The organism is Pontibacter coccineus (genome assembly GCF_030546575.1).
Classification (GTDB): domain Bacteria; phylum Bacteroidota; class Bacteroidia; order Cytophagales; family Hymenobacteraceae; genus Pontibacter; species Pontibacter coccineus.
Genome location: NZ_JAUOTN010000007.1, coordinates 240188 through 265510 on the forward strand (window position 1 = coordinate 240188; position 25323 = coordinate 265510).

A 25323-nucleotide genomic window follows, 5' to 3' on the forward strand; every position below is an offset into this window, starting at 1 on the left:
CGATTTGATTTTGTTTTTACTTTTTAACCTTTCTGTCATTTCGACCTGAGGGAGGAATCTGGAGTTTTACCTCCTCCAACCTTCCCTTTTGCCCTCGCTCGCGTCCCGCGAGTGTGAGTTATTATGCGGACTCCGGCCGCTTGTGTCTGTGCCTATCGGCACAAGTGGCGGGACGCCACTAAAAAATCTTACACTCGCGGGACGCGAGCGAGGGTATTAAACCTTTTTCGGGAAGGGGTCACAATCCCCGCCGCTTTATCTCCGCCTCCAGCAAGCTCAACTCGCGGCCCATTTGCCCGGCGATGGACGTGTTTTCCTCCGCTCTCCTGATCATATAAGGCAGGGTGGTGGCCACGTCGCCGTAAGGCAGGTATTTGGAGGCGTTGAAACCGGCGCTGGCCAGGTTGTAGGTCAGGTTGTCGCTCATGCCGTAGAGTTGCGAAAAGTGGATGCGCTTTTGGTGGTCGGCTATACCCTGGCGGTTGATCTGGTTGACGAGGTAGCGGGTGCTGGATTCGTTGTGCGTGGCGGCGCAAAGCTCCACACGGTGCAGGTTTTGCAGACAGATGTCGATGGCCCCGTCAAAGCTGCGGTCGGTATCGGCCTTGATATGGAAGACCGGGCTCGGGTAACCATGTTCGACGGCACGTTCCTGTTCTTTCTCGATGTAGGCGCCGCGCACGATCTTTATCCCCAGAATCACGTCGTAGCCTTCGCTTCGCTTGAGCAAATCGGTGAGGTAGGCAATACGGTCGGTGCGGTACATCTGCAGCGTGTTGAAAACGACGGCGCGGCGCTCGTTGTAGCGCAGCATCATCTTTTCGGCCAGTTCGTCCATAGGCTGCTGCAGCCAGGTCTCCTCGGCGTCGATGTAAACGGTGATATTGGCTTCGTAAGCAGCCTTGCAAATTATATCCAGGCGACTCTCTGTACGCTGGAAAGCGGCCTGTTCTTGTGTAGTCAGCACTTCGCCTTCCTGCAGTTTCTGGAAAATATCACGGGAGCCTATACCTGTCAGTTTCACGCTGATGTAGGGAATCTCGCCTGTAACTTTTGCCAGCCGGATGTTGCGCATGATCTCGTCGAGTACGTGGTCAAACCCGGCTTCGTCTTCCTTGGCTTCGGCGGCATAGTCGAGCACGGTGTATACCCTGGCGTTGGCCATGCGGCGAATGGCACGTTGGGCTTCCTGTGCTGTTTCGCCTCCGCAGAAGTGGCTGTAAATGGTGCCTTTCACGAGGCCCTTGATCGGAAGCCCCAGCTTAAGCGCCCAGACCGAGGCCACGCCGCCCAGCTTCACTAAAGTAGGTTTGCCCATCATCTTAAAGAGGAAGTGGGCGAGCTTGAGCTCCTTGTCCGTTTTGTTACTGAAGGCGATCCTCAGGTCGTTCGGGTCGAAAGTGCTGGTCGGTTGTATAGTTGTCGTACTCATGTATGTGGCAATTCTTTAGATGAAAGTATTTCTAATTCAGGTATAGCGGTTTGTTTGGTCGGCAAGATGCAGCGAAAAATACCCTCATTAAGGTATGGCCCAGGACTGGTGTAGCTGGCAAATGAGCGTATGGACCACCAATTAACCGATGCAACATGGCTGGTAGATTTGAGCTTGGATGAAGGCACAAGTTAGTCCTGTTTCCATGCTGTGGAAATGAGCATAGTTAGTCTAAATAGTGACATAGATCATTTTATAGGTATATGTTTTTACAGCGTAAATAAGATTTGTTAAATATTGTATGTGAGTGACTTAAGTCATTTTATAAAGCGGTGGAAAAGGGTAGAATTGCATGAAATTTAAATCAAACACATGAACACCCCCGATATACTCACCCCCGAACTTATCAATCCGCTGACCTATCAGAGTTACAGACTGCTGGTGGAGCAACTGGTGGCTGATAACATGACTACAGGCCCGGAGCAGACCGAAGAACGCATCGCCTTCACCAAACTCAATCTGCAGCGCATGAAGCGTGTGGAGAAACAGTTCAAAATAGACCCTGAACTGTTGGGGGCCCTGCAACAGCCGCGTCCGGAGTGGCATTGGGTGGTGCTGTTGGAGTCGTGGTGCGGGGACGGAGCGCAGCAGATGCCGGCTTTGGCCGCCATTGCCGACGCCGTGCCGACGATCGAGCTGACCGTTATTCTGCGGGATGAAAACCCGGCCTGGATGGACACCTGCCTCACCAACGGCAGCCGCGCTATACCTAAGCTGATCTGTTTGAACGCTGAAACGAATGAGCGACTCTTCACATGGGGGCCGCGGCCGCTGGCGATACTCGAGGAGGTGCTGCAGTTTAAGGAGAAACACCCAAATGCGGCGAAAGAAGACATCCATACACTGGTGCATACCCTGTATGCCAAAGACCGCAGCCAGTCCTTGCAGCAGGATTTGCTACGGCTGGTGCTAGGCGCTATACCTGTAACGGGGGAGGAAGAGTCGTTAAGTTCTGCCGACAACTATCCCCTTGAGGGGATTATAGGGGTGTAAAGTCAGAGTCGAAGCGCCAATCATAGGCCAAATTCATTTTCCTAGCAACTGTAAACACCCCTCTGAGAGCTAAGCTCGCAAGTTTCGACTCGCGTCTCACTTGTCCTTAAGGGGAGAGTTTGCTAGAACTTAACGACCCTGGGGAGGAAGAGAAGGTACTGTCTTAAAATCCATTTTCAATCAATAAATAGATATAAGTCTTATGAAACTAATGATCATCGCGATTTTCCTGGCCAGTTTAACCTCCATGTGCGGAACTGAGCGCGACATGGAAACAGAACATACCGAAGTGGTGCATGAAGAGCAAACGCTTGCCCTGAACGGCACCGAGCGCTGGAAAGCCGACGAGCCAATCAACCGCCACATCGCCCAGTTGCAAGGTATGGTGCAGGAATTTAACGCACAGGCCGAGAACAACTCGGCAGCCGCTTACAACGATTTGGGCACTTCGATGAAGGCGGAAATGCAGGGACTCTTCAAAGACTGCCGCATGAAAGGCCCCGCCCATGACATGCTGCACGTATACCTGATGCCGCTGGTGGAGGACGTGAACCTGTTAGACGGCAACGACGAACACCAGTCTGAAGCAGCCTTCACTCGTGTAAATGAGCGGCTGAAGGCATTCAACCAGTACTTTGAATAAACGATGAAAGAGGTTAGGGAGAGGCTGCAGCAGTTACCACAAACGGGACATGATACCCTGGTGCGGGCACGCATCGCATTGGGTTATTTGGTGCTAGTGGCTATGCTGGGCCTTTTCCTGCGCTGGCTCATGGTGTCGCCTGTAGACGGCGTCAACTTTAAATACTTCCTGCACGCGCACTCGCATGTGGCCTTGCTGGGTTGGCTCTACTGCGCTTTTTTTGCGGCCCTGCTTTACATTTTTCCGGCGGTTACTGGCGCGGCACGCACCTCTTTCCGACGGCAGTTTTTCCTGACACAGGTCTCGGTGCTGGGCATGCTGTTCACCTTCCCGGTGCAGGGCTATGCACTTTTCTCCATCATCTTCTCGACGATGCACATCCTGCTCAGCTACTGGTTTGCCCGCAGCTACTGGAAGCATGTGCAACTTAATGTAGATCTTAACACGCACGCCACTTCGCTGAAATACATCGGTACGGCTTTGCTGTTCATGGTGGTGTCTTCCATTGGTCCCTGGGCCATGGGGCCGATCATGGCGAAGGGCACGATTGGCGGCGAACTCTACTACTCGGCCATCTATTTTTACCTGCACTTCCAGTACAACGGTTGGTTTACCTTTGCCGTGCTCGGCTTGCTGTTCTGGTTTCTGGAGCGTAACCAAATCGACTTCAACCGCCACTGGGCCATGCGGGCTTTCTGGATGCTGGCTTTGGCTTGTCTACCTGCCTATGCGCTCTCGGTGCTCTGGACAAAACCGGCGGACTGGGTATACTCCGTCGGGTATGTGTCGGTGGCCATGCAGCTGGCGGGGCTGCTATACCTTATAAAAGTAGTACGGCAGGTATGGGCAGAAACCGTGCTTTTGCTGAAGCCCTGGGTGCGGGCGCTGGTAGGTATGGCGCTGTTCTTTTTTGTGCTGAAACTGGCCTTGCAAACGGCCTCCGCTTTCCCGTACATGGCGGATCTGGCCTACAAACTCCGCTACTTCATCATCGGCTACCTGCACCTGTCGCTGCTCGGTTTTGTGTCGCTCTTCGTGCTGGGCTTCCTGCTGCAGCAAAACCTCTACCGACTCGGCCGGTATGGCGGTATCGGGCTGACGCTTTTTCTGGCCGGCTTCTTTGCTACGGAATTAATGCTGTTCGGGCAGGGCACTTTGCTCTGGCTCGGGCTGACGGCTTTGCCGAGTTTCAACTGGCTGATGTTCTGGGCGAGTGTGCTGATGCCGCTGGGGCTGGGGCTGCTTTTTCTGGGTCAGCGGGGGTTGAGGGTGAGTGGGTTGAGGAGGATTGGCACTTGAGTCTATACCAAACTTCTTAGTTTTACTGCAGAAAAAAATGACTATTGGTAAGGGCACTAGATGAGAAACATAAACGTTAAGCTTCAAGATCCCTTTTATCAAATCTGAAACTAAGTACCATTGCTAAATTTGATGACATTTGCTTGTGGCTAAAATTACTGTTTCCGCAAAACATTAAAAGCTTTCAATTTAGCCACGGAAAGTTAATAGTATAATATGTCCTGAAATTTATTATACGCCACACTAAAGACTGTTCATTGTCAATACTACTTTTATAGTTTTAAAGAATATTTTAATGTCTAATAACAAAGATGCATTCTTTAAATAGAAGAGATCGTATTCTAACTTTTGAAGATTTTGCTCAGGAGTAGCGGTAGGGTGCGTAACTTGAGCTAAACCCGTTACTCCAGGTCTTATTGCATGTCTTAGGTTATAGTAAGGAGCTTCCTCTGCTAGTCTACAAACTATATCTTCTTTCTCGGGTCTTGGGCCGATTAAACTCATGTGACCACATAGAATATTTATAAGCTGAGGCAGCTCATCTATTTTGGTCTTTCTTAAAAATCTGCCAATTGGAGTTATTCTTACATCATTAAAAACTGTGAAAGCATTGTTTGTGCCTTCAGGGCAATAGTACATGGTTCTAAGCTTATAGATGCTAAAAATTTTTCCTTTAAGCCCTACTCTGTTTTGGATGAAGAATGCAGGCCCTTTTGATGTTACCTTTATACAAAATATTGCTGCTAACACTAAGATGGCGGCTATCGGGGTAATAGAAATAGCAACTGCCAGATCAATTGCCCTCTTAATATAGAAGAAATTTCTACGTGAATTTACATAAAATAAGTCACTGCTTATAAGCCATGACTTGCAATGTACAGATGGAATTCGTTTCGTAAAACTTTCATAAAACGAAGCCAGGTTATACACACAAACTTGCTTTACTCTTAAGTTATTAATGTACTTTAATTGAGTATGACTTAGTGAGATGTTATAACTAGGATCTAACAAAATTACATCATATTGATTAGATTCCAGAAAAGTAGCTAAATCAGTTTTAGAAGATTCATTCCAAAATTCTGTTGTATACTTTTTTTCAAATTTAGGCTCCTTTACAAGCTCTTCTGCTATAACCCCAGGATTGATAATAAGGCATCTCTTACTCTTTATACTTTCTTGCCTAACAACTTTAAGTTTTGTCCTATTTAAATCAAAGCTATTCGAGGATAATAGATGTACACTCATAAACCTTAAATTTTGGATTACTATAAAAGCAAGTGAACAAATTATTTGACTTATATTTATTATTAATTGTATATACGGGGAAGTAGTAAAAAAAGTAATAAAAAGATTATAAAAATTGGTAATTTATTTATATTTGATAAAATGCAACTTTTATTTAGCTAAAAGTTTATTTTTATGGGTATAAGGAAGGATTGGTATAAGGAAATATAAATTCTAAAAATTTTATATATAAAATATAATATATTATATTGCTATATTTATAAATAGTTTAATAGTTATATTACATACTATGCCGGTATGTCTGATTTACAATTTATAGATAGGCGAGATATGATTATATATATATAATTATAATTTATTATATACCTATGACCAGTAAAACTGAGCTATGTTAAAATAAGAAAAGACGTAAATTTATATTTGAGTTTTAGTTATATTGCTTTAATGAAAACTCAGAATCTACTGTAGGCAGAGAATCAACAGGAGAGGTTTCATGAACAGCCTGTAAGACTTTGAGCATCTTTTCAGCTAGGTAATCTTTATCAAAATGGACGGCGGCAACATTTGATGCCCTTAATCCCATTGTGTGTACTGCTTCAGGGTTTTCGCTCATATTGATTAAAGTTTTTGCTAGCTGATCGGGGTCATTAGGGTCCAACGTATATCCAACCTTGTGTTCTTCAAGAAAGTCTTTCATCCAACCTTGTGTGCTCTGAATAACCGGCACACCTGCTGCAAGGGATTCAAAAAACTTATTTGGTGAGCAGGTGTCGAGTACTGGAGTTGCTTTAAAAGAAACAACTGACACTAGCGCATGCTGCAAATAGCTTACTAAGTTTTCTTTAGGCATTAACCCTAGATTAATATAATTTGTTATGCCTTCTTCTCTTGCTCTTTCAATTAGTTCCTCACGTTGTTGCCCATCTCCAATCATTAGTATTTTTATGTCTGATCTTCCTTGCAGTTGTAGAGACTTTGCTGTATTATAAAGCCAATAAGAGTTATTGGCCATGCCTATATTTCCTGTATAAATAGCATACTGTTTTGGTCTTAGATCTGACTTAGTGGTAGGGAATTGAGTAGGTGTAGAAAACAGAGATATATTTGCAGCATTTGTTACATCTGTAATTTTGCTTATATCAAATCTACGTTGAATATCCTGTGTCATACCTGGGGAAAGAGTAATTATATAGGATGAAGCTTTATAACATTGTTTTTCAAGCCAATAGCAGACTTTTTTTAATAGTGAGTTCTTAATCAGGCCCAATTCAATTGCTCCAGAAGGCCATAGGTCTCTTACTTCAAAAACAAGTTTTCGTCCCCGTATATATTTTGCAATTAGCCCAGGTATACCAACTGTCAAAGGTCCGGAGGAAGCAATAACAACGTCAGCCTTCAATGTTAATGCGTAGTAGGATGATAGGGTGCTATACTGTAAGAATGACCAAACTCTCTTATAGAATGATTGCTTATTGTCTAATCTTATATTTAATACTTTTACTTTTATTCCCTCAAAAGACTGGCTTTCTGTAAATTTTGTTGCTTTTAAGTCAGACTTGCTATATATACTGGTAACTACTGTGACTTCATGTCCTTGCTTCACCCAGTTACGTGTAAACTCATACACTCTTGTGCCCCAAGCCCCTTTTGGGGTAGAGAATAATTGGTAAAAGTAAAGAACTTTCATAACGAGAATATACTTTAGGGTGGTTTAAGTATTATACCTTAAACTTTGCATTTTGTTGCTATATTATTTAATAATAGTAATAGTTATAAACATTACTATTATTAATCACTTAAGTAATTTTGTATTTTATTTTTATTTTTTGATATTCCAGGTAATGAAGGACAATTATATCTAGTACTTATTATAAATAAAAGTAGCCAAATATTAGGTTGCGCCTTGTCTTTTTAAGTGGTGTAATTTATACTGCTCAATTATTTTAAGATATATATATTCGTCAGGTTCTATACATTCTAATAAGAAAAGCTCTCTAATTATTTTATTTCTTTTGCAGTTTAGTATACCCTGTACATGAAAAAGGCCTGTGGCACCGAAGAGTTTCCTCCAGTACCACAGGCCTTTTTCATGTATAGTGTATACTATATAATTAATGATGTATATGTTTACATAATATACCTAGAAATAAATAATCATGAATATTGCTCTAGTACCTCAATGGCAGAGATGATGGCATTGTTTTTCACCGATCCTAAGTTGATGTTGAGCACGCCATCTGAAACAGAGACATTGAAGGTTTTTACTACTGCTCTGGCATAACCGGATTCATTGTAGATGTCATAGTTGGTCAAGACCCGCTGCCCCTCCAAGTTGACGTTGAACACCCTCGAGTTAGAGGCTTTAAAGTAAGGCTCCACAAAGTGGAGCTTTACTGTATAGTTTCCCGCCTCCTTGACAGGGACGCTGTAGTTAATGGCCGCCCCGTTGGAAGCAATGCGGTAGTAACGGTATAGCGCATCATCTGTGGTGTTGGCGATGGCCAAGGCCCTGTTTGTAGACAAGCCACCCGAGTAGTTAGCGTCGGCAGACCAAGTACGTGACTGACTATCGGTTAACTGTTTTCCGCCGGCATTGATCAGGCTAAATGCGCTGGAGGCTGAAGAGGTGCTTGTGCTAAGGGAAGTCAAGTTAACTGGGGTTACCTCAATGGCAGAGATGATGGCATTGTTTTTCACCGATCCTAAGTTGATGTTGAGCACGCCATCTGAAACAGAGACATTGAAGGTTTTTACTACTGCTCTGGCATAGCCGGATTCATTGTAGATGTCATAGTTAGTCAAGACCCGCTGCCCCTCCAAGTTGACGTTGAACACCCTCGAGTTAGAGGCTTTAAAGTAAGGCTCCACAAAGTGGAGCTTTACTGTATAGTTTCCCGCCTCCTTGACAGGGACGCTGTAGTTAATGGCCGCCCCGTTGGAAGCAATGCGGTAGTAACGGTATAGCGCATCATCTGTGGTGTTGGCGATGGCCAAGGCCCTGTTTGTAGACAAGCCACCTGAGTAGTTAGCGTCGGCAGACCAAGTACGTGACTGACTATCGGTCAACTGACTCCCGCCAGCATTAATCAGGCTAGATGTGCTAGTGATAGTTGAAGTGGTGCTGGATGTACTGCGTGAAGGTGCCACATCATTATATGTTGCGTTCTCGCTGCCTACACGTACATCGTCAACATATATCACACGCTTAGAAATGTTTTCCCAATTTCTTTTATAAATTCCGTACTTGAAGTAAGGTACTGTCTGGTCATTGTAGCTGTTTGGACCTCTATGATCCACTACCTTAACCCCATTCTTCCATACTTCTAAAACACCATCCGATTTATAAGAAAAATTTATATGATAAACAAAATCTAACCACTTGTCTTTCTCAACGGGACCTAAATCGTAGGTTTTCTCTCCGTCTTTTGTAGCGTCTGTATGGATAGCTTTAGATGCCCAAACTACCTTTAGGTACATTCTGCCTTTAGATACATATAGGTCGATTGGGGGGTTCCTTGGCCCTTCTCCTGCATCAGGTTGTGACCAGAACTGTGTTATAATATCCCAACCACTACTTGTTGTGTTATTAGCCCATGCGTCACTTGGCAGATACATGCTTAGGCCATACCATCGATGGCGGTTTGTTTCACTCTTTCTGGCTACTGCTTCGGCGCGAACAACACCTGAGTCAGCGCTCCTCATCTCAAAGCGGGCTGCTCTATTTCCATTTCTTACTACCGATGTTGGTGTTGTGAAGCTATAGGATTTTGAAGTTTGAAACTTATAAAAGTCACCATAGTTGCCACCTATAAATGAGCTGCTGACAGCAGTTTCAAATCTTTCTTCAACTAAAAGGTTTCTTCTTCCTGACTCTACTGAAGTAATGTTGCTAACAGTACTTGCAGAAACAGCATAGTCTGGTTCTACTAGTTCGTTCTTGTTGCAAGCTGTTAAAGTGAGTAAGGATAATAATGGAATGGCTAAAAGGTTTTTTCTTTTCATTTGGCTAAAAGAATTTCTAATTTATTAATTGTTTTTAGGGTTAATTTAAATTGTGTTTATTTTATAAGATACCGTCTGTTTATAAAGTGTTAAATATGAATTTGGTTATTAAAAATTGTGTTATATTAAAGGTGTTTTAAGTGTCTAAATCTTATTTCTTATCGTTCATTTCTTTATATCTATATCACAAACATAAACTATTGATCCCTTAAGGGCCAAATCATTCGCTAAAAGAATGGCGTTTTCACTCTTATTCCTTAGTTTATATTTGAATCATTAAATTTATCTTTATATCTATCTATATAGATGATTGGGAGAGTGTAATTGCTTGTATAAAGGCATTTGTATATAAAGTAGATTAATTTATTAAATGCATCGTGGTTATATGTGTGCTAAGTACAATGGTTTGGGGCTTATTAATTAATTTATGTAAATGCTTTTGAAAGGAAGTTAATAGTATGGGGTACATAATTGCTGTTGAACTATAGACTCCTCGCCTAATAGTGGCAAACGCAAATAGATGATTGGTGCCAAAACCTTACTCACTTGGAGTAATTAGCATTCATCAAGTGTATAAAAGACTTAGCTATAAAGCTAAACCTAAAATAAGCTGAGTTTGGGACTTAGGAAATTATGAAGTTAACCCGTGAGAACTGGGTTGGTATAATATCACTAGAAAGGCTACGGTAGATAGAGGAGGATAAAAATGATAACTGTGGCTACTGTCGGCCGATTTCTGCTCTGACAAGCTAATGTTTACTAGAATTCACCGTACTTATGTTAGTTACAACCCGAGATGCGGAAGTGGATCAACGGTGGAACACTCAGATATTAGTTATCAATTATAAAGCATTTTCACGCTGCTTTGATTTCAGAGTTGGCCAACCCATGACAAATACGGTCTTTATAATGAAGTGGAGCAATAACTGAAGTATAGAGTTATTTTAAGAGCTAGGGAGGCCCTTATGGTTGGTACTGAAAAACTTTTCTATGCTGGGATAGATTTTGCGGCTGATCAAATTTCCATAAATGCAATTTTTACTACGTAAATGCAATGGATAGTTCTAGCCGCCAATGGCGGGATATCCAGTTAAGCCAGTAACTGACGTTGGAGGAGCCACAATTAAATACTCAATAATAGTCTCATATTTAGTTAGCCACTTCCATATTAGGAAAACTAGTTTTATAGTTTTTATGATCGGCATGAGTAATTGTTGTAATTAGAGTAACCTCTTTTTTTAAGTTAAGGATTGTTTTAAAGTTTTGCTTCATCTCTTGGTATCTTTCAAAACTTTGAAGTTTAGCCTTTACCGCCACAATTCTCAAATTATTTATTTTATTACTGTCAGATTCAGAGTCTAATGGAGTTTGTTTCAAGCTCAATTTTAAAAGTGTTTTTATGCTCGATAGCACAACTCTAATTATTCTAACATTAAATTGAAATAGATTTTTGCATCTGTAATTTAAAATAAATTGATATGGTATTAGCACCTCATAGCTTCCTGCACCATCTCTGAAAAACCTAATATGGTAGTCCCATGTAAGCCTTGCTTTGGGCATAAAGTGCTTAAATTTTAGTCTCTCATCATACCAAATATCATATCCTAGTAGGGCAATAGAATAGCATATCTCATAATCTTCACCTGAAGTAAGGTTTTTACCTTCCCTACCAATAAGCATGGGCTTAAATCCATATTCATAAATTTCAAGGTAGGCTGATTTGCGAATCACACACCCGGCACCGTAAACGAGGTTGCGTGGTACCTTCCCGGTCTGCTTAGCTTGAGGTCCGTTACCAAATAAACTCATTTTGTATACCCAACTAGGGGGAGGAACTTCATACACCAACTTTCCATGACCACCTAGTACCCCGATAGATGAGTTATTCAGCATAATGCTATAGGATAAAGCAACGTAGTCTGAATTTAACCAATTATCATCATCGCAAAACAAGATAAAATCGTAACTGGCCATTCGTACTCCCGTTTCCCGTGCAAATGTAATCCCCTGATGGGGCTCTTTGACGACATAAAATGGTGTTGCATTAGTATGCTTTCCCCACTCCTGTAGGGCGATTTCATTTGTATTGTCTGTAGATGCGTTATCAACAACAATCACTTCCCATTGAATACGAGGGCTTACACGTTGTTGTGCTATATGCCGGATGGTCTCTGGCAGCAGCAAAGAACCATTATAAGTACATATTACGACTGTTATACCGAGCGCCATGCTTTATCTAATGCTAGTTTAATGTATAGTTTTGCTATTGACCAGTATATCCAGGGGCTTTTGTGTAATTTCAAAGCATGCTTAATCTGCAAATTAACAGCCTGTTCATCTTTAAGCTTTGTCCAGGAATTTTGAGCCATTTTGATTCCGTAGGAAGCATAGTATCTTCTTGACCTTCGTAATATGTGTTGTTTGCTCTCTATAGGTAAATGGCTCTGTATAAGTTCTGTTACGATATATATATCTTTTAAGTATTGCCCTGTTAGGTATTTTTTACCAGAGATTGAATGTGGATGTTTTCTATAATCAGCTAATATAGAAGGTGTATAAGCAAAGGGGTAGTGTCGGGCAATACGTACCCACATTTCCCAATCTTCACCGTAGTTGACACCATAGAAGGAGCCAAGTTTTTCATAAACTTCTCTTCGCACAGCTATAGCGGCATACTGTATGCGTTGACGCTCTGCGATAGTTAGTAGCCAGTCAGTTAATACACCCTCTTGGCTGCTTTCAGGACTCTTTACGTACAGACTCTTCCCATTCTCGTCTATGCAGTTATACCTGCAAAACGCAGCTCCAGCTTCAGGATATTTTGAAAACAGGTACGCTAGTTTTTCATAAAAACCAAGCCTGACTAGATCATCTCCGTGAAGAATATGAATTAATTCTCCCCTTGACCGATTGATACAAGTTTCAAAATTGCGCAAACTCCCTACGTTTTCTGGTTGCCTGAAGTATGCAATTCTGCCACCTCCAATCTGTTTTACAAGAGCCTCCACGTTTGCATCAGTGCTTGCATCATCTACTACCTCAATCTGCATATCCTGTGCAGTTACCTGATTTAAGACGCTCTTTAATGTTTCTGTTAAAAACTGAGAACAGTTGTAGACAGGAATCATAACCGACCATACAGGCCGTGGTATGTCCGAGGTACTATAGGGGCTGATTATAGGAGGGGTAGAGGAGATCAAATGAGTTGCGTGTAATGGGTATTTTTAAAGTTACTGATTTAAAGTATAACCATATTTATTATGTAAAAGTTACATGGTATAATTTTGAGGCAGTTACAGAATATGATTTTATAGGACATAAAACAGATAAGTTTTGCTTGAGGAGAGGCTGAGTATAAATATTAAACTAAACAGTAAATAAAAAGAATTTTAGCTATCATTTTGGCCCTGTCGAAGTTTGATGTTGATAAACTGAAGTACATTATCTTCTAAATAACCTCTTCAACTTCTTTAGCAAAAATATGCTCCTCAATGGTGACCATACAGGTGTTTTGTAGTGTGATTTAGCATTTTTGAAACTTGCTAGTACCTCGGGGTGGTGTATGTTCTTTTCTTTTAAGTAATTTTGCAGCCAATCTAAAAACTTCTTCCTTGCTGAGTGGTAGTTACCTTTAGAATGTGAGGCTCCTACTAATGAATCAGGCCTCTGCCTATACAAATTGTTACATGTCGATGATATATAGACCGGTTCATTTAAATAGAATTTGCTTAAAAAAACCTGGTCTTCATACATACCAGTGAATGTTTCATCAAAACCTCCGTGTTTAACTAAAATCACTTTTTTAACTATTAATCCACAAACACAAGGTGCTGGGCTTTTGCCAAGAGGGTACAAATCGAGCATTAATTGAGGAGGTGTGAAAACGTGATCATGCCTTGAGCCGATCTGAATTACACAATTTTCTTTTCCTTTATCCTTCCAATCATACCAGTATTCTGTAGCTTCACAAACTAAGGATACATCATGCTGCTCAATAAGATTCAACAGGCCTGATAAAAGCTGTGGGCGCCATACATCATCTGCATCTAGGAATGTTAAGAACTCTCCTGAAGATACCTCTATACCTAAATTTCGACTTGCACTAAGACCTTTGTTTGCATGCTTCTCGTGCTCGTAATAGTATATCTTATTTGGATATCTAGAAGCATAATACTTGGCGATTTGGCTACTATTATCAGAGGAGCCATCATCGATTAATAGCAACTCCCAGTTTTCATACTCTTGCTTTAAAACACTAGTTATTGCCTCTTCCAGATATTGATCTGTATTGAGGAAGCAAGTGATTATTGATACTTCTGGCTTCTTGATTTTATTCATAGTTTATTTTAAATGCCATTAAGAAGTAGTAACGCCTTATGTTAAGTTCTAGTAAATTCTCCCTTTGTAGGCAACTTTCATTACTAAACTGAGGCGGTGGTACAAGCGTTCTATGAATGATTTACCAGGAAGTTTTAAATAATCGTGTTGTTGAGCAAGCTTTACGGCTCTAGTGGCTTGCTCTTTCAAACTCATCCCTTTGTTCTGATGAAAAAAAAGTCTGAAATGGAAATTGTAGGTTTGCTTCCACTGCTTCCCTGCAAAATCTGGCCAGTAATGGAATATTACCTCTCCAGAGGAGATCAAGTTTACGGTATTTTGAAGTACATAGGAGAAGGCAAACTGCTCTGCTGTAAAAACCTTTTTATATTTGTAAATTTGATCTGACAGGTCCATCACATCCTCTAATAATTTCCTGTCTTTATAACTCAAGCCAATAACACCAGCATTCCACATACGAGTTGTTAAGGGTATTTTAAACGTACGATTTGCTAAGGTATAGCTATGGTCCTTGATTACTCTTCGGATGCGAAGCCAGTTTGAGTCTTCAAATATTTCTTCTGCTTCAATTAAGTCGTAGTCATTTGAGTTCATTATTGCAGTTCCTGGCTGCAGTTTTTGAAAGAGCTCTACCGGGGATTGGGTAAAATAGGTGTCTGCATCAAGGTAAAAGATGTCTGAGTTATACCTGGTGAAACAATCTTTTAAAATACAGATCTTAGCCCTATGAGAGAAATTTAAAGGTCCTTTAAATGCAACTAGCATTTCGCTAGTTATTTGCTCCACTATTATCGGAATTGCTTGATTGTATTTGAGAAAATACTTTGGTTCATCGGTGTAAACAATAATTTTATATCCATCAAAATCGCCCTGAAGATAATGATAGAGCGTAAGTATGGAAAAAACAGCCTGTTGATAAGATGACTTTGAACCATATGCCTGATAAAGTATTATCATAACCCTAGTGTTTTTAGCTTAAAGTTTTTAAGATTTTAACAGGAAGCTGTAGTTCGTATATCTATCGGTTCTTACTCGTTTATAAGCATGACCAGTGCAGTAGATTCCTCTCAAATTTATTTCTTCCCCAGTTATTCACCTGAAAGCGTCCTAATTTGTAGGGGTCTTCTTGGTTGGTTACTGTTTTAGGGATAGTAGAAAGAGCAGCTTTATATTGTTCCTTCTTTAAAATAGCTATACTCTCTTCATTAAAACTACCAGATGGATAAGCTAAGATGTTAATATCTTTACTTACTATCTTCTCTAGAAATAAACGGCTTTCTACAATTTCGCGACGCTGTACACTTGCTGGATGGCACGCTAATGCAGGATGAAAGGCTGTATGAGCCCCTATGCTAAACAGTGGGTTTGAAGCCAACTCCTTAACCTGCTTAGAGTTCATGCAGCAGTATTCTGGCCTTGGTTTAGTTTCTATTTGAGCCCATTCTCTTAGGCTGGCAAGAATTTGCTGTTGCTCCTCATGTTTTAATGGACTAATGAGTCGCCACAGTTCTAAGTAAATTCTGCATCTTGCCGTAGGGGATTCATAGTGTATCCAATTCTGATGTCTAATATTTAAATCTTTAGTGAGTAGGGTGTCTGTGCCCAAGCTAAAGAAGTATAATTTACCCTCAACATCAAGTTTCAAGCTAGGGGGCAACCTATTCGTATGTATTAAAATTTTCTCGAGTTCATCCCACCAAAACTCCTTTTTCTGCCCTACATAACCAGTTGTAATAAAGAACGTGGCAGGAATCTCATATTTCTCAAGAAGAGGCTTAACAACGTGAAAGTTATCTATATAACCATCATCAAAAGTCAAAGCAATATATTTTTTATTTAGCTTATGGCTCTTAAGCGCTTCAACAAGTTGAGGAACAGATACTACTGATTTCGATTTGGTTAGTAGTTGAAGTTGCTGCTCAAAATTTTCAGGACTAACAGCTAGTTGCCAAGGATCCGTTATAGGTGTTGCTACCCTGTGATACATCAATATTGTTGCAGAGCTTTTTAACGCAGCTCTTAACTTATAAAGCCACCAAACATTCATATTAAACTTTCTTAATTGATCTAACCGTCACTATAACCTGATAATGGGGATCATGATAATTCAATTTTTCTCTTGGAACCTCATTAACTCCCATACCATATAGAAAGGCGGTAGCAGACAGGACATTACCATAGGTGTTAATTTCCGTTTCGCTTCTAGGGAAGAGTTCTTTCATAACCCTGAGGAGTGCTTTGTCCGTGAAGGACCAGTACCATGTGTCTTCCCATTCATCATGACTAATCGGAGTAATTCCTGGCACGGTGAGTAATAGAGTTCCACCTGGTTTGAGGATACGGTAGCAAGTTGATAGAGCTTCTTTAAAGTTGTAAACTAAGTGCAGTGTTTGAGTAAGAATAATACAGTCAAATGTATTATTAGGTAAATGTGGGGCATTGCTTATATCACCAACAAAAGTTGCTTGTTCATTGCTGTTATCGACATGCAAAATATCGCTCTGAGTGATCCGATCAGCTCCATAACGCTTAGAGTAAGTGTTATCACCAATCTCTAGGATTCTACCTTTTATATGAGTAGCCTCTTTTTCTAAAAAGTTTTCAATGTAAAACCGATCAATTGGGCCGCCCCTATCATACCCAAAGTACATGCTAAATGGAGTTGTTCTATCAAAGTCCCCCAGTATGATTTTGTTTAATGGTGGGACAGGCTTATCTTTTTTGATTTTCTTTTTTAACAGCCGCTTTAAATACCCTGGAGTGTGAGCGCTTATTTTTGATCTGATTGCAGGTCTGCCCATTGCCATAAAATATTTGATGTAAAGGGAAGGTTTGTATTTGAGAAAATTAAAGAATACTTCCTTATTCAAAGGGGACCTCTTTTCGAGAAGATGATAATAATAGAAGCTCATATACAAGTCTTTTAAATAAGTTTGCCCATTCTTCCAAGCTTGCTTTTCAACTTCTGTGCGTATATCCATCCGTTGTTGCCGCAGTACGTGCAATACCGTAGCGAGCATAAATATAACATTCGATGACATGTTGGAAGAATGAATCCGATAAGCCGCAATTTTTTCAGTGTGATGAATAACCGGGTATTTGCGAGCAATTCTTAGGTATAGATCATAGTCTTCACAACTCCTTAGATTTTCATTGTATAGAAGATCATCGAAGACCCAGCGCTGAAATAAAACGGCTGCGATCATCCCAATGTAATTTCCCTCTTTCAGCAATCTGCAGTAGTGATCCGACTTGACTTCTTTAATGTATTCCTTTACAACGTTTTCTTTTACATGGATAGCATCATAAGCCCCTGATACAAAGGCGGCCTGGGGATACTGCTGTAGGTGCCGCAGGTTGGTTCCCAGTGCCCCGGGGTAGAGCCAGTCGTCGGCATCCAGGAAAACCAGATACTCCCCGCTGCTGTGGCGGATGCCGGTGTTGCGGGCGGCGGACAGGCCCTGGTTGGCCTGGTAGACGTAGCGCACCTGCGGATAGCGTGCAGCCACCTCCTGGGTGCGGTCCGTGGAGCCGTCGTCCACCACGATTACCTCCACGGCCGGGTGCTGCTGCCCGAGCACGCTCTCCACCGCCTCCGGCAGGTAGTGGCTGTGGTTGTAGCACGGGATGATGACTGAAATAAGGGGAGTGTGCATGAGAGGGTGAATTAATTAGCGCGTTTACGTCAGCGGACGATATATTTTAACCCAATTGTGTTGAATGTTACTTTCAACAGTAAAGCTTCTTGCTTTGAATTTAGATGATCGCTTGATGTCATTTTATCCATGACCTAATGGAGTTATAGTTACTAAGTGCAACGTATTTTAACATTAGCTTTGGCCTGTACTTGCACAGTAGGTATAGAGAAGCACTAGAAGCGAGAAGTTTTCTTGATATGAGCTGCTTGTACAATTCTTTGCAGTAGTAATTCTTCCAATCAGTAAGTCCCTTTTTGTAAGCCTGCTTTTCTTTTACTGTCTCTAATTGGCTCTCTTGACGCTTCAGTACCTGTAGTACCCCTTGTAACATAGCCGGTATATTAGAAGACATGTTAGAAAGATGCTTCCTGTAAGCGGCAATCTTTTCTTGGTGGTGTATGATTGGATATTTACGTGCGACTTGTAAATAAATATCATAGTCTTCGCATGTTTTTAAGGATTTATCAAATAGAACATGCTCAAATACCCAGCGTCGGTACATAGCAGAGGCAGGCACACCAATATAATTGACTTGTAAAAGCTGACAGTAATGGTTAGCCGAAACAACCCGCTTTACTTCCTTTACTACGTTTATCTCTTCATATATATTATCATAAGCCCCTGAGACAAAGGCGGCTTGGGGATGCTGTTGCAGGTGCCGCAGGTTGGTTTCCAGCGCCCCGGGGAAGAGCCAGTCGTCTGCGTCCAGGAAGACCAGGTATTCCCCGGTGCTGTGGCGGATGCCGGTGTTGCGGGCGGCGGACAGGCCCTGGTTGGCCTGGTAGACGTAGCGCACCTGCGGATAGCGTGCAGCCACCTCCCGGGTGCGGTCCGTGGAGCCGTCGTCCACCACGATTACCTCCACGGCCGGGTGCTGCTGCCCGAGCACGCTCTCCACCGCCTCCGGCAGGTAGTGGCTGTGGTTGTAGCACGGGATGATGACTGAGATAAGGGGAATGTGCATGGGAGTGATTTAATTTAGCGCACCTTATAAATTTCTCTAGACATAGTTCATTTCATAGTAATGCAGGCTGTTCTGTAACTTCGTTTAATTTAATTTTTTTAGAAGTAGTATAATGAAAGTGCCGCTTTAAATTATTGATAGGCAGCTCAAAAAGGTGCCATGAAGTTATTGCTAAGGCAAGAAGGATTACAAAATAGATAGTGAGGCGGATTATGAGTGAAAAAGATGGTAAATATGGGTTTAAGAACAGCTTATATAAATCAGGTATAATGTAGTGGAATAAATATAATCCATAACTGATACGACCAAAGTATATGAGTAAGGGATGCTCGAGCAATTTTTTAAAAACACCATTAAAACCAAATGAAGCTTTGTGAATAATACATAAAGCAAGTAGCCCTATAATGATATCTGTAACATACCACTTAAGATCTTCCATTTTTAAAACAACTATGCTGACCCAGGTTGCCATTAAAAAACAGAATGCATAAGCTATCCAAGTTTTCGCTTTTTGGGTATCGACAATCCCAATCGTATTCTGATAAGCCAGCAGTGCACCTAGACCAAACGCGTCTAATCTTAAGAGAGTAATAACAGGTCCGTATCCAGCCAAGTCTAGTTTATTATTTGTAATGAAATATAATTCTCTGCTGCAAAATCCAATGCCTATGAACAAAAGGATTACTTTAAGAAGATGCTTGGAAGGCGTAAATAGAATAACCCAAGGCCAGAAGAGATAAAATTGTTCTTCCACTGCTAAAGACCAGGTATGCCCGATTACACCCCAGTCTTGATTCAGGTATATACTAAAGTTGTTTAAGTATAGAAGGTACCAGGTATAATCGTCCTTGATTTTATCGCCGATGCTAGGTAAAAAGTAAATAACAAAAAGAAAGGCATAGTAAGCTGGAAATATGCGAAGGGCTCTGCGTATTGTGAATTGTTTAACTACATGTGCCTTACCGTTACTGCTCTCACTTAATTTGAATTTACTAGCTATAAGAATTTCTGTAATTAAATAACCGCTAAGAACAAAGAAGAAAATTACTCCAGTGCCACCATCAATAAAAACAATTTTTTTCGCAAATGAAGGAACCCAATGTTCTCCAAGTACTAGTAAGACGGCAAAGAAACGTAAGGTATCAAGTTGCGGCATATATCGCCTACTAAAATTAGTTGGCCTCTCTACGTTATGTTTAACTACTGTATGCATAAGCTCCTATACTTGACCATTCAGTTTTCTAATTAATTTTTATCATGCATTTTCACCATTTCATGTGCACTTTGCTCCATAAAAGTTTTAGGTAGAGTTAACAGAGGATCTTTAAAGGAATCTAAATATCCTTGTAGTATAAGACTGAGATCGGCTACTGTTTATAATTGCTTATGCGAGCACCGGTGCAGCTTGCTTAAGATGAAACGGCAATTTCGGCCTAACAGCTCCCCACCACTTACCATACCATTGAATGTTCTCTCGGTAGTCATCCAACTCAAATGTCAGGCATTCTTCGAAATTAAACAGAGGCACCGATGTGTCTTTTACAATGACCATTGAGATGTAATAAGGACCATCATTAAGGAAATTACCAGGTATGAAACATTCTCCTTCGACAATTCCCTTATCACAAATTGTAGAGGGCGATGGTACATCAAAGATACATTCTCCAGCAGGAGTAAACAGATGCAAGCCTGCACTTAGAAAAACATTGTCATGCCTGTTCCAAAAACTAAATTTAACGGTGAGCGGTACCCTAATGTCTAAAGGCTCGTCCGGGTTATTATGATGGGGGATGAGCTCTACAGACTGTATTCGTACCCAATCGTTGCCGGGTGCTACTTCTGGTGTACTCCAACTCTGCTTCAATTTAGATTGCTGTACAGTTGTCAAGTACTTATTCACGACACCTGATACACCTCCAAAAGACTGCATTTTGCCTTTGTCAAGCCACAAGGCCTTGTCGCATAGGTTCTTTATTGCCTGCATACTGTGACTGACAAATAGAATTGTTCTACCGTCGGATTGAGATACTTCTCGCATTTTGCCGAGACATTTCTTTTGGAAATCAGCATCTCCTACAGCTAGTACTTCATCTACAATAAGTATATCAGGTTCAAGGTGAGCAGCCACAGCAAAAGCCAAACGGACATACATGCCCGAAGAATACCTTTTGACAGGTGTATCTATAAAATCATCTACTCCAGCAAAGGCCACAATTTCATCAAACTTAGCTTTGATTTCAGGCTTACTCATACCCAAAATGTAGCCGCTTATGTAAATATTTTCCCGTCCGGTTAATTCAGGGTGGAATCCAGTGCCTACCTCTAATAGGCTGCTTACTTTACCTCGCCCCCTCACAACCCCTTGAGTTGGGCGAACAATCCTGGAGATTATCTTTAAAAGAGTTGATTTGCCAGACCCATTGCTGCCAATTATACCGATCGCTTCCCCATGTTTTACCTCGAAGCTTACGTCCTGTAGCGCTAGGATTGTCCTTCTTTTAGCATCAGGGCTACCATTTCCATTTGCCTGAAAGAATGGATCTTCCTTTTTTTGAATGGAGGTGGTCCACCAGCGCTGTAGGTCCTGTCGGAAGGAACCCGTACCGATTGTACCTAAGTGATACTTCTTATATAATTTTTCTACCTCTATTACTACTTCAGGCATAGCAAGATCTATGAATTAGTGTTACACTACATCTATTAACTTGTCACCCTGTTTGTTAAATAATAGAGTTGCTCCAACAAATACTAGTGCTGTAATAGAGACACTATAGAGTAATTGATAAGGAGTAACAAAGCCCTCGCCCAGTAATGACAGGCGGAACAACTCAAACAAGGGTGTCAAGGGGTTAAGTTGTACGAGCCAAAGCAAGTTTTCCGGAACAGTTGTTAAAGGATAAATTACCGGCGTAATAAACATGAACAAACGTACTCCTAGTGTTACCAGGTTGGTCACGTCACGGTATTTGGCAGTAATTACAGAGAAGAAAAGGCCTAACGCTAGCCCGAATACACCAATTAATAAGATAGTGAATGGAAAAGCCAGTATCCAGATATTGAAGGGTATCGAGAAATCAGAGAATACACTATAGTAGCCAATCACAAGGAATAATAGCAGAAGCTGTATCAGTAATCTTAAGGCATGGGTACTAATAACAGATATTGGCACTATGACCCGTGGAAAGTATACTTTGCTGAATAATTGCGCATTATCCTTAAAGGTAGCTGCAGTACCTGTAAAGCTCTCACTGAAGAAGTTCCACAACACTATACCTGAAGCATAGAAAACAACAGGAGGTAAAGACCCCGTTGGAATTCCAACAATCTTGTTGAACACTAATACATAAGTGAACAAAGTCATGATGGGTTGGAAAAGTATCCATAACGGTCCAAGTACAGTTTGCTGATAGTTGAGTAGGAAATATCGCCTCACTAATCCTGCCATCAAGTGCCTGTATGACCATAACTCCGGTAAGCTGTGGCTCCAAAAACTAGTTTTGCCATTTATCTCCCAATCCCAAACAACTTTGTCTTGTGACATATAATTGAAATAAACTTATAATAATTAGTATTACATGTTTTGTTAGGAAAATGTTTAGGATCTATTACAATAAATTAAGGTTGCACAAAATTGCTATAATATTTTGTTTATCTGTTGCTGGATTGGATTGTTATGGTAGTAGGAATAAGTAATGGTGCCCTAGGTACTACCTAAAAGCATCTAGGGCACCATTACTTACTGTTTGATAAATTTGGTTGTTTTACTAATTGACTTTGATTGTGCCTTAATAAGATACATACCTGGTGATAGATCTGCTTGTATGATTATTTTTCCAGTTGCAAATCCACCTGCATCAGTTATAGCCAAATCTTTGTGCAGGGAGCGTCCCGCCATATCAAATAAAGTAAGTTCAACTGTTTCAAGTTCTCCAAAGTCTCGAATCTCGAAAAATAAATCACCCCCATGGTTAGGGTTAGGATAAATATGCAGAGAGCTATGCTTTTTATGATTAACCTCTTCTCCTTCTTGTGTTTCTAGATTACTTTTTATGGCAATCGTGCCAGATGCAGAGATGACTTCGATGGCAGAGATGATGGCGTTGTTGGTCACGGAGGCGAAGCTGACGGTCAGGGCCCCGTCGCTGACGGCCACGTTCTGGAAGGTCTTGACGATGGCTTTGCCGGCCCCGTCCTGGGAGTAGATGTCGTAGTTGCTCAGCACGCGGGTGCCCTCAATGTCGATGTGGAAGACGCGCGCCCCGGCCAGGCCGGAGGTCTTGCCGCCCGGGGCGCCGAAGTAGGGCTCCAGGAAGTGGAGGCGGACGGTGTGGGGGCCTGTGCCGCTCACGGGGATGTTGTAGCTGAAGGGGCCCCCGTTGGTGGCGTAGCGGTAGGAGAGGTAGAGGCCGTCGTCGGTGGTGCCGGCCACGTCAAATGACTTGGCGCCTGTCACCCCGCCCGAGAAGCCCGCGTCCGCCCCCCAGGTCCTGGACTGGCTGTCAGTGTACTGGCCCCCGCCCGAATTGATCAGGCCGTTATCAACTGAAGGAGATGAGGCGGGTTTATCTGCTTTAAGCAATGTAATTCGTGGTTGGCCATTTCCATTGCCATCAAAGTACTCAGAAATGTAGAGGTTGCCAGTTCTAACGTCCTCAATAACGTCAAGAGGGTTAGAAAAAGGGCGACGTAATCCTGGAATCAGGCTACCCTCAACAGCGCGTATTATGTCTTTACTGGTTCCCCCTGGCTCCAGGATTATGATATCATCACCTCCACTAAAGCGACAAACTAATAGCTTGCCCGTTAATTTACCATCAAAAGCGTTGCTCTTGTACTCTATTACTCCATTGGGTGATTTATTTGTACCAAAGTCATAAGACCACCCTCTGTATTTAGGTTCAGTTGGAGTACCTACAGGGTATCCGTAATTTGTACCATTGACTGTCCAAACAACCTCGCCTGGGTCCTCCTTGGAAGTAGGGTTTCCTCCGTTCAAAATGTATTCGTTACGTAAAACATTAGGATGACCGTAATACCCTCCCTTAAGCACTCGAAATAAATAATCGCTTTGTGTGTCACGGACATCTACCATAGCGGGTATATCAGGACCTGTATACGTACTCCCATTAGACCATATTGAGCCTGACTTCAGGGCGGGGGTATTCCCTCCTGCAGCTGAACCATTCGTAGGTACATAGAGCTGTCCATTAGTATGCCAGACAAGATCATAAGCATTTCTTAAACCAGTTGCATAAAGTGTTAATGGTGCGCTGGTTGAAAAAGGATTATAACTGCCACCGCCCTCCTTGGTTCTAGCATCTATTGGGAGTGTCTGTTGATCTGCTTTTGCAATGTCGAGCCGTAAAACAGCAGCTGATAAGGTCCTGTCAGGTCGGTTACCCCAAGCCGGATCAGGTGCGCCCATTGCCGTATTACTACCAATTGTGATATATAATGCGCCGTCAGGTCCTATATCTATTGAATTAATTGAATGATCCTTTATTGAGCGGGGAAGATTAACTACATAATCTTTAACAATGGGACTAGCTGGGTTATTCAGGTTTACCTTGGAAATCTTACTTGTCCAATCCGGGACATTTTCAAATTCGGGAGAAGAATGGCTTATCCAGGCTATAAGATTGCTTGATGATGCATCATGCGCAAAACGAATTCCGACAAGCAATCTTCTATTTGAGCCAAATGGAGAAATAGATCTATAGTTTGCTAATGTACCATCCGCATTGATGTCCCATCGCTCAATTTTACCTCCAGATGTTGTAGCATAGAGGCGGTGGTCTGGTCCGATTACCAAGGAAGTAAAACCGTCACTTCCGAATGAGTTGTCAATTAAAACCTTTTCCGTAAATGACACACCAACCAGATCAGGAGGAGTGTTGGATGTACTACTAGTAGTAGTAAAGGTTGATTTAAATGCTATGATGCTGTAGCCATTCAGATCTTTAACCTGTTCTGTAATTTCGAATTCATAAGTAGTACTGGTTTTTAGGGTAGCTGTAAGTGTAATGGCATCGCCAGCAGCGGTGGCGTTAACGGCTGTCCCAGATACTTGAGATTTAACTCCATTTATAACTGTATACAACTTAACGGTACTTGGGTTAACAGTGCCGCCATCTAATGATTTCCCACTAGGAAAGGCTAGATCAACGGAGATAGATTGATCTAATGAAACATTGGTAGCACCATTCTGCGGACGTACTGCTGTTACATAAGGGCGTAATGAATCTGAAGAAGAAAGACCTGTTACCGAGAAGTCATCTAAGGTATAGGTGACGGGGGAGGAGCCGTTGCGGTGGGTGGCGAAGACGCCGGCGAAGGCCGTGGTGCTGGTGAGCCCCGTGCCGGAGATGCTCAGCGCCGTGCCCACGCTTTGTTCGGCCCCCCCGTTGAGGGCGTAGAAGCCCTGCACGGTGCCGGCGGCGGGGTCGACCTGCAGGCGCAGGCGCACCGAGGAGGTGTTGATGCCGGAGATGGCGGAAGTGGTGCGCTGGTCGGCGGAGCCGGAGGCGTCATTGACCTCGCGGCGCAGCTCCACCTTGTTGCCCACCACCACCAGCTTCACGTAGGTCTTGTCGTTGAGGCCGAACCAGAGCCCGGCCTGCTGGGAGGCGGTGCCGTAGTAGGGGCTGAT

18 protein-coding genes are annotated in these 25323 nt (G+C 42.2%); 3 read left to right on the plus strand and 15 right to left on the minus strand.

Translation table 11 applies throughout. The annotated features are described in order from the left end of the window. Positions 1 to 238: 238 nt before the first annotated feature. Complete coding sequence (locus tag Q4E40_RS16620) at positions 239 to 1432, minus strand: proline dehydrogenase family protein (RefSeq protein ID WP_303413724.1); 1194 nt, start codon at positions 1430 to 1432, stop codon at positions 239 to 241. 372 nt (positions 1433 to 1804) lie between these two features. On the opposite strand from Q4E40_RS16620, the gene Q4E40_RS16625 reads away from it, so the two are divergent. The 3 genes from Q4E40_RS16625 (at position 1805) to Q4E40_RS16635 (ending at position 4427) form a co-directional block, all read left to right on the plus strand. Next, positions 1805 to 2485, plus strand: a complete 681-nt coding sequence (locus Q4E40_RS16625; protein WP_303413726.1) for a thioredoxin family protein — start codon at positions 1805 to 1807, stop codon at positions 2483 to 2485. Positions 2486 to 2687: 202 nt separating this feature from the next. After that, entirely contained in the window at positions 2688 to 3128 is a 441-nt protein-coding gene (locus Q4E40_RS16630) for a hypothetical protein (RefSeq protein WP_303413727.1), read from the plus strand. Between the two features lie 3 nt (positions 3129 to 3131). Beyond that, entirely contained in the window at positions 3132 to 4427 is a 1296-nt protein-coding gene (locus Q4E40_RS16635) for a hypothetical protein (protein WP_303413728.1), read from the plus strand. Positions 4428 to 4670: 243 nt separating this feature from the next. Here Q4E40_RS16635 and Q4E40_RS16640 read toward each other — a convergent pair whose 3' ends face one another. From Q4E40_RS16640 to Q4E40_RS16705, 14 genes are all read right to left on the minus strand, one after another. Next, on the minus strand, positions 4671 to 5672 hold the full coding sequence (locus Q4E40_RS16640) for a sugar transferase (RefSeq protein ID WP_303413730.1): 1002 nt from the start codon (positions 5670 to 5672) through the stop codon (positions 4671 to 4673). 427 nt (positions 5673 to 6099) lie between these two features. Next, a complete protein-coding gene (locus Q4E40_RS16645; protein WP_303413732.1) occupies positions 6100 to 7359 on the minus strand; it encodes a glycosyltransferase family 4 protein in 1260 nt (419 codons plus the stop codon). Between the two features lie 467 nt (positions 7360 to 7826). Then, the gene (locus tag Q4E40_RS16650; RefSeq protein WP_368411175.1) at positions 7827 to 9674 is read right to left on the minus strand and encodes a malectin domain-containing carbohydrate-binding protein; all 1848 of its coding nucleotides are present in this window, start codon (positions 9672 to 9674) and stop codon (positions 7827 to 7829) included. Between the two features lie 1149 nt (positions 9675 to 10823). Then, positions 10824 to 11903 (minus strand): glycosyltransferase, encoded by a 1080-nt coding sequence (locus Q4E40_RS16655; RefSeq protein ID WP_303413733.1) that lies wholly within the window; start codon positions 11901 to 11903, stop codon positions 10824 to 10826. Next, entirely contained in the window at positions 11888 to 12802 is a 915-nt protein-coding gene (locus Q4E40_RS16660) for a glycosyltransferase family 2 protein (RefSeq protein ID WP_303413734.1), read from the minus strand. The genes Q4E40_RS16655 and Q4E40_RS16660 overlap by 16 nt, the downstream gene beginning before the upstream one ends. A 313-nt stretch (positions 12803 to 13115) precedes the next feature. After that, positions 13116 to 14012 (minus strand): glycosyltransferase family 2 protein, encoded by an 897-nt coding sequence (locus tag Q4E40_RS16665; RefSeq protein WP_303413736.1) that lies wholly within the window; start codon positions 14010 to 14012, stop codon positions 13116 to 13118. 48 nt (positions 14013 to 14060) lie between these two features. Beyond that, entirely contained in the window at positions 14061 to 14969 is a 909-nt protein-coding gene (locus Q4E40_RS16670) for a hypothetical protein (protein ID WP_303413738.1), read from the minus strand. Between the two features lie 79 nt (positions 14970 to 15048). Beyond that, positions 15049 to 16059, minus strand: coding sequence for a polysaccharide deacetylase family protein (locus Q4E40_RS16675; protein ID WP_303413739.1), 1011 nt, complete (start codon positions 16057 to 16059; stop codon positions 15049 to 15051). 1 nt (position 16060) lies between these two features. Then, a complete protein-coding gene (locus Q4E40_RS16680; RefSeq protein ID WP_303413741.1) occupies positions 16061 to 17668 on the minus strand; it encodes a glycosyltransferase in 1608 nt (535 codons plus the stop codon). Between the two features lie 118 nt (positions 17669 to 17786). Next, positions 17787 to 18674 carry a glycosyltransferase family 2 protein gene (locus tag Q4E40_RS16685; RefSeq protein ID WP_303413742.1) on the minus strand — a complete coding sequence of 296 codons (888 nt, stop codon included), beginning with the start codon at positions 18672 to 18674 and terminating at the stop codon, positions 17787 to 17789. Positions 18675 to 18726: 52 nt separating this feature from the next. Beyond that, on the minus strand, positions 18727 to 19830 hold the full coding sequence (locus Q4E40_RS16690) for an acyltransferase family protein (protein WP_303413743.1): 1104 nt from the start codon (positions 19828 to 19830) through the stop codon (positions 18727 to 18729). A gap of 228 nt (positions 19831 to 20058) precedes the next feature. Beyond that, a complete protein-coding gene (locus Q4E40_RS16695; protein WP_303413744.1) occupies positions 20059 to 21339 on the minus strand; it encodes an ABC transporter ATP-binding protein in 1281 nt (426 codons plus the stop codon). Between the two features lie 21 nt (positions 21340 to 21360). Continuing rightward, positions 21361 to 22215: an ABC transporter permease gene (locus tag Q4E40_RS16700; protein WP_303413745.1), complete on the minus strand. Its 855-nt coding sequence runs from the start codon at positions 22213 to 22215 to the stop codon at positions 21361 to 21363. A gap of 195 nt (positions 22216 to 22410) precedes the next feature. Next, positions 22411 to 25323: malectin domain-containing carbohydrate-binding protein (locus tag Q4E40_RS16705; RefSeq protein ID WP_303413747.1), on the minus strand; the 2913-nt coding region annotated here is incomplete at its 5' end.

Coding starts and splice junctions, on each gene's coding strand:
- Q4E40_RS16625 (WP_303413726.1), top strand. CDS start 1,805: ATGAACACCCCCGATATACTCACCCCCGAACTTATCAATCCGCTGACC.
- Q4E40_RS16700 (WP_303413745.1), bottom strand. CDS start 22,215: ATGTCACAAGACAAAGTTGTTTGGGATTGGGAGATAAATGGCAAAACT.
- Q4E40_RS16635 (WP_303413728.1), top strand. CDS start 3,132: ATGAAAGAGGTTAGGGAGAGGCTGCAGCAGTTACCACAAACGGGACAT.
- Q4E40_RS16630 (WP_303413727.1), top strand. CDS start 2,688: ATGAAACTAATGATCATCGCGATTTTCCTGGCCAGTTTAACCTCCATG.
- Q4E40_RS16670 (WP_303413738.1), bottom strand. CDS start 14,969: ATGATAATACTTTATCAGGCATATGGTTCAAAGTCATCTTATCAACAG.
- Q4E40_RS16620 (WP_303413724.1), bottom strand. CDS start 1,432: ATGAGTACGACAACTATACAACCGACCAGCACTTTCGACCCGAACGAC.
- Q4E40_RS16695 (WP_303413744.1), bottom strand. CDS start 21,339: ATGCCTGAAGTAGTAATAGAGGTAGAAAAATTATATAAGAAGTATCAC.
- Q4E40_RS16650 (WP_368411175.1), bottom strand. CDS start 9,674: ATGAAAAGAAAAAACCTTTTAGCCATTCCATTATTATCCTTACTCACT.
- Q4E40_RS16660 (WP_303413734.1), bottom strand. CDS start 12,802: ATGATTCCTGTCTACAACTGTTCTCAGTTTTTAACAGAAACATTAAAG.
- Q4E40_RS16680 (WP_303413741.1), bottom strand. CDS start 17,668: ATGCACACTCCCCTTATTTCAGTCATCATCCCGTGCTACAACCACAGC.
- Q4E40_RS16665 (WP_303413736.1), bottom strand. CDS start 14,012: ATGAATAAAATCAAGAAGCCAGAAGTATCAATAATCACTTGCTTCCTC.
- Q4E40_RS16675 (WP_303413739.1), bottom strand. CDS start 16,059: ATGAATGTTTGGTGGCTTTATAAGTTAAGAGCTGCGTTAAAAAGCTCT.
- Q4E40_RS16655 (WP_303413733.1), bottom strand. CDS start 11,903: ATGGCGCTCGGTATAACAGTCGTAATATGTACTTATAATGGTTCTTTG.
- Q4E40_RS16645 (WP_303413732.1), bottom strand. CDS start 7,359: ATGAAAGTTCTTTACTTTTACCAATTATTCTCTACCCCAAAAGGGGCT.
- Q4E40_RS16690 (WP_303413743.1), bottom strand. CDS start 19,830: ATGCCGCAACTTGATACCTTACGTTTCTTTGCCGTCTTACTAGTACTT.
- Q4E40_RS16640 (WP_303413730.1), bottom strand. CDS start 5,672: ATGAGTGTACATCTATTATCCTCGAATAGCTTTGATTTAAATAGGACA.
- Q4E40_RS16685 (WP_303413742.1), bottom strand. CDS start 18,674: ATGCACATTCCCCTTATCTCAGTCATCATCCCGTGCTACAACCACAGC.